Consider the following 5,299-nt stretch of genomic DNA (forward strand, 5'->3'; position numbering starts at 1 on the left):
AGTGTCGGCCCGGACGGGCTCAGTCGACCGTCCAGGTGTCGCCGCCCGTGAGCAGCGCGCCCAGGTCGCCCTCGCCGCGGTCGGCGGCGGCGGTGGCCAGCTGGTCGGCCATCAGCTCGTCGTACACCGGGCGGCGGACGTCGCGCAGCACGCCGATCGGCGTGTGGTGCAGGGTGTCCGCGTCGGCGATCCGGGAGAGCGCGAAGGCGGCGGCCGGGCCGGCCGCGTGCGCGTCGTGGACCAGCACCGCCGACTCGTTCTCCGCCGTGACCGCGTCGACGAACAGCTCGCCGTCGGCGCCCCGGAAGACGCCCCGGGCGCGGTCCGCGCCGAAGCGGACCGGCTGCCCGTGCTCCAGCCGGATCAGCGCCTCGTCCCGGGTGCCGGCCTCCTTCAGCACCTCGAAGGCGCCGTCGTTGAAGATGTTGCAGTTCTGGTAGATCTCGACCAGCGCGGTGCCCTCGTGCTCGGCCGCCGCCCGCAGCACCGACTGGAGGTGCTGCCGGTCGGAGTCGATGGTCCGGGCGACGAAGCCGGCCTCCGCGCCGATGGCCAGCGAGAGCGGGTTGAACGGGGCGTCCAGCGAGCCCATCGGCGTGGACTTGGTGATCTTCCCCAGCTCGCTGGTCGGCGAGTACTGGCCCTTGGTCAGGCCGTAGATGCGGTTGTTGAACAGCAGGATCTTCAGGTTCACATTGCGGCGCAGCGCGTGGATCAGGTGGTTTCCGCCGATCGACAGCGCGTCGCCGTCGCCGGTGACCACCCAGACGCTGAGGTCCCGCCGGGAGGTCGCCAGGCCGGTGGCGATCGCCGGGGCGCGGCCGTGGATCGAGTGCATCCCGTAGGTGTTCATGTAGTACGGGAACCGGGAGGAACAGCCGATGCCGGAGACGAAGACGGTGTTCTCCCGTCTGATCCCCAGCTCCGGCATGAACGCCTGCACCGCGGCCAGGATCGCGTAGTCACCGCAGCCGGGGCACCAGCGCACCTCCTGGTCGGTCTTGAACTCCTTGGCGCTCTGCGGCTCGTCGGCCTTCGGGACCAGCCGCAACGAGGGGTAGCGCTCACTCATCGGTTGTCCTCCTCGTCCAGGGTGCCGATCGCCGCCCACAGCACGTCCGCCAACTGCGCCGCCTTGAAGGGAAGTCCGCGCACCTGGTTGTAGGACTCCGCGTCCACCAGGTACTTGGCGCGCAGCAGCAGCGCCAGCTGGCCGAGGTTCATCTCGGGCACGATGACCTTCTCGTAACTGCGCAGCACCGTCCCGAGGTTGGCCGGGAAGGGGTTGAGGTTGCGCAGGTGGGCCTGGGCGATCTCGCCGCCGTCGGCCCGGACCCGGCGGACGGCTGCGGTGATCGGGCCGTAGGTCGAGCCCCAGCCGAGCACCAGGACCCTGGCCTCGCCGGAGGGGTCGTCCACCTCCGTGTCGGGCACCGTGACGCCGTCCACCTTGGCCTGCCGGGTGCGGACCATGAAGTCGTGGTTGGCCGGGTCGTAGGAGATGTTGCCGGTGCCGTCCTGCTTCTCGATGCCGCCGATCCGGTGCTCCAGGCCGGGCGTGCCGGGCACCGCCCAGGGGCGGGCCAGCGTCCGCGGGTCGCGCAGGTACGGCTGGAAGGAACCGTCCTCGCGGTTCGGGGCGGTGGCGAAGTCCGGCTCGATCACGGGCAGTTCGTCGACCTCCGGGATCCGCCAGGGCTCCGAGCCGTTGGCCAGGTAGCCGTCCGAGAGCAGGAAGACCGGGGTGCGGTAGGTGACCGCGATGCGGGCCGCCTCCAGCGCCGCGTCGAAGCACTCGGCCGGGGTGGCCGGGGCCACGATCGGCACCGGGGCCTCGCCGTTGCGGCCGAACATCGCCTGCAGCAGATCCGCCTGCTCGGTCTTGGTGGGCAGGCCGGTGGAGGGGCCGCCGCGCTGGATGTCCACCACCAGCAGCGGCAGTTCGAGCGAGACGGCCAGGCCGATGGTCTCGCTCTTGAGCGCCACGCCGGGCCCGGAGGTGGTGGTCACCCCGAGCGCGCCGCCGAAGGCCGCGCCGAGCGCCGCGCCGATGCCGGCGATCTCGTCCTCGGCCTGGAAGGTGCGCACCCCGAAGTTCTTGTGCCTGGACAGCTCGTGCAGGATGTCGGAGGCCGGGGTGATCGGGTAGGAGCCCAGGTAGAGCGGCAGTCCGGAGCGCCGGGCGGCGGCGATCAGGCCGTAGGAGAGCGCGAGGTTGCCGGAGATGTTGCGGTAGCGGCCCGGCGGCAGCTTGGCCGGCGGCACCTCGTAGGACACCGCGAAGGACTCGGTGGTCTCGCCGAAGTTCCAGCCGGCCCGGAAGGCGCTGATGTTGGCCTCGGCGATCAGGGGCTTCTTGGCGAACTTGGTGCGCAGGAAGGACTCGGTGCCGCGGGTCGGGCGGTGGTACATCCAGGAGAGCAGGCCCAGCGCGAACATGTTCTTGGCCCGCTCGGCGTCCTTGCGGGCGAGGCCGCTGTCCTTGAGCGCCTCCAGGGTCAGCGTGGTGAGCGGCACCTTGTGCAGGTGGTAGCCCTCCAGTGAGCCGTCCGCCAGCGGGTCGGCGCCGTAGCCGACCTTCGCCAGCGCGCGCTTGGTGAACTCGTCGGTGTTGACGATGATCTCCGCGCCGTGCGGCAGGTCGGGGAGGTTGGCCTTGAGGGCGGCCGGGTTCATCGCCACCAGGACGTTGGGCGCGTCCCCCGGGGTCAGGATGTCGTGGTCGGCGAAGTGGAGCTGGAAGGACGAGACGCCCGGCAGCGTTCCGGCGGGGGCGCGGATCTCGGCCGGGAAGTTGGGCAGGGTGGAGAGGTCGTTGCCGAAGGACGCCGTCTCCGAGGTGAAGCGGTCGCCGGTGAGCTGCATGCCGTCGCCGGAGTCCCCGGCGAACCTGATGATCACCCGGTCCAGCCGGCGGATCGGCTTGGCCCCCCGGTGCTGCGGACCGACCGGCGCGGCAGGGCCGGAGCGGCCCCCGCCGGGCCCGGAGCGGCCCTCGTCGCCGTCCGAGCCGTCCACTGCTTCTGACTGATCGACCTGACTGGTCACTGCCGCGGACCTCCTCGTGGGCACCAGCCGCGGGCGTGAGCCGTGTGCCCCGTCCGCCTGGTGCACCTCTCGCATCCTATGCGGGTAAGGATTGCCTTGGACGGAACTCCCCGATGCGGCGGAAAATCACCGCCCCACCCTCGAAAAACGCCGCGAACGACCGGTTTGGACCCTTGGATGGACGGTTCGGTTCGAATGCGAACACACTCTTCGAAGGGTGCGGCGGCGAGCCGGTCAGGAATTCAGATAAGTGAGCACCGCAAGCACCCGGCGGTGGTCCCCGGGGCTCTGCGCGAGCCCCAGCTTCAGGAAGATGTTGCTGACGTGCTTCTCCACCGCGCCCTCGGAGACCACCAGCTGCTTGGCCACCGCGGTGTTGGTCCGGCCCTCCGCCATCAGCCCCAGCACCTCGCGCTCGCGCGGGGTCAGCCCGGCCAGCACGTCGCCCTTGCGGCTGCGGCTCAGCAGCTGCTGGACGACCTCCGGGTCCAGCGCGGTGCCGCCCTCGGCGACCCGGACCACCGCGTCCACGAACTCGCGGACCTCGGCGACCCGGTCCTTCAACAGGTAGCCGACGCCCCGGGTGGAACCGGCCAGCAGTTCCGAGGCGTAGCGCTCCTCGACGAACTGCGACAGCACCAGCACACCGAGCTCCGGGTAGCGGCCGCGCAGGGTGACGCAGGCGCGCAGGCCCTCGTCGGTGTGGGAGGGGGGCATCCGCACGTCGGAGACCACCACGTCGGGCAGCGCGCCGTCGGCGGCCAGGTCGTGGATGGTCTTGATCAGCGCCTCGCCGTCCCCGACACCGGCCACGACCTCCAGGCCGCGGTCGGTGAGCAGCCTGGTCAGGCCCTCCCGCAGCAGTACGGAGTCCTCGGCGATGACGACGCGAAGCATGGCGGCCTTCCGGTGGGCGGAGGTGCGGACACGGTGCTGACGGGTGTCAGTCTCCCCCATCCGCGCGCGCCCCGGGACCACGGGCGGCGATTCGCCCCGCCCGCTCCGGGCGGGGCCGCCGGGCCGTCACATGGTGCGGATGGCCACCGTGTCGCAGAGCGCCTGCAGCGCGTCCTTGGCCGGACCGTCCGGGAGCGGGTCCAGCAGCGCGCGGGCCTCCTCGGCGTGCCGCAGGGTCTCCCGGCGGGCGTGCTCCAGCGCCGGGTGGCGGCGCAGCAGCCGCAGCGCCTCGGCGTGCAGGTCGTCGTCGGAGAGGTCCTTGCGGAGCAGCTCGCGCAGCCGGACGTCGTCCGGGTCGGCCGGGTCTGCGGGCATCTGGCGCAGCAGCAGGGTCGGCAGCGTCTCCACGCCCTCGCGCAGGTCGGTGCCGGGGGTCTTGCCGGACTCCTCGCCGTCGCTGGCGATGTCCAGCACGTCGTCGGCCAGCTGGAAGGCGATGCCGATCCGCTCGCCGAAGGCGCTCAGGATGTCGATCACCCACGGCTCGGCGCCGGCCGCCAGCGCTCCTATCCGGCAGGAGACGGCGATCAGCGAGCCGGTCTTGCCGGCCAGCACGTTCAGGTAGTGGTCGAGCGGGTCGTCCTCCGGACCGGGGCCCGCGGTCTCCAGGATCTGGCCGGTGACCAGCCGCTCGAACGCGTCGGCCTGCAGCCGGACGGCCTCCGGGCCGAGGTCGGCGAGCACCTGGGAGGCGCGCGAGAAGAGGAAGTCGCCGGTCAGGATGGCGACCGAGTTGTCCCACCGCGAGTTGGCGCTGGGGGCGCCGCGCCTCACCGGGGCCTCGTCCATGACGTCGTCGTGGTACAGCGTGGCGAGGTGGGTGAGCTCCACGACCACGGCGGCCGGGACCACCCCGGGCGCGTTGGCGTCGCCGAACCGGGCGGCGAGCAGCACCAGCAGCGGGCGGAAGCGCTTGCCGCCGGCCTCCATCAGGTGGCTGGCGGTGACGGTGATGAACGGGACGTCACTCTTCACGGCGTCGGTGAGCGCGATCTCCACCGCGTCCATCCCGGCCTGGACGTCGCGGGTCAGATCGCGGTCCTGCACGCTGAGCCCAAAGGGTCCCACGACGGTCACGAAGACCACTCCTCTGTCCCTGGTCGATCTAGCGGCCCGGTCCCTGAGTGCCGCCGCTGGCCATACAGGCAGGGTATCCGGTCGCGAGTGGATCACTGCACGGGCGTGCGGCTCTGTCATGGCTGGGGCGTCCCCGCTGGCCAGCACGGATATCCGTACGGCTCGTCCGGGCCGCGCGGGCGGGCGCGACCCGGACGGTCGTGGGAGCGGTCGGCCT

Annotated in this window: 4 protein-coding genes; all 4 read right to left on the bottom strand. The window is 71.9% G+C overall.

What is annotated here, in order from left to right; all coding sequences use genetic code 11:
- Positions 1–19: 19 nt before the first annotated feature.
- The gene (locus ABD308_RS33195; protein ID WP_344343332.1) at positions 20–1,072 is read right to left on the bottom strand and encodes a 2-oxoacid:ferredoxin oxidoreductase subunit beta; all 1,053 of its coding nucleotides are present in this window, start codon (positions 1,070–1,072) and stop codon (positions 20–22) included.
- A complete protein-coding gene (locus tag ABD308_RS33200) occupies positions 1,069–3,048 on the bottom strand; it encodes a 2-oxoacid:acceptor oxidoreductase subunit alpha (RefSeq protein ID WP_344343334.1) in 1,980 nt (659 codons plus the stop codon). The genes ABD308_RS33195 and ABD308_RS33200 overlap by 4 nt, the downstream gene beginning before the upstream one ends.
- Before the next feature lie 234 nt (positions 3,049–3,282).
- Positions 3,283–3,945 (bottom strand): response regulator transcription factor, encoded by a 663-nt coding sequence (locus ABD308_RS33205; RefSeq protein WP_344343336.1) that lies wholly within the window; start codon positions 3,943–3,945, stop codon positions 3,283–3,285.
- A 126-nt stretch (positions 3,946–4,071) separates the two neighbouring features.
- Entirely contained in the window at positions 4,072–5,082 is a 1,011-nt protein-coding gene (locus tag ABD308_RS33210) for a polyprenyl synthetase family protein (RefSeq protein WP_344343338.1), read from the bottom strand.
- Positions 5,083–5,299: the final 217 nt, after the last annotated feature.

Source organism: Kitasatospora putterlickiae, from assembly GCF_039527695.1.
In the GTDB taxonomy this organism is placed as follows: Bacteria; Actinomycetota; Actinomycetes; order Streptomycetales; family Streptomycetaceae; genus Kitasatospora; species Kitasatospora putterlickiae.

Excerpts from the sequence above, each read along its gene's own strand:
- ABD308_RS33195 (WP_344343332.1), bottom strand. The coding sequence starts at position 1,072 with ATGAGTGAGCGCTACCCCTCGTTGCGGCTGGTCCCGAAGGCCGACGAG.
- ABD308_RS33205 (WP_344343336.1), bottom strand. The coding sequence starts at position 3,945 with ATGCTTCGCGTCGTCATCGCCGAGGACTCCGTACTGCTGCGGGAGGGC.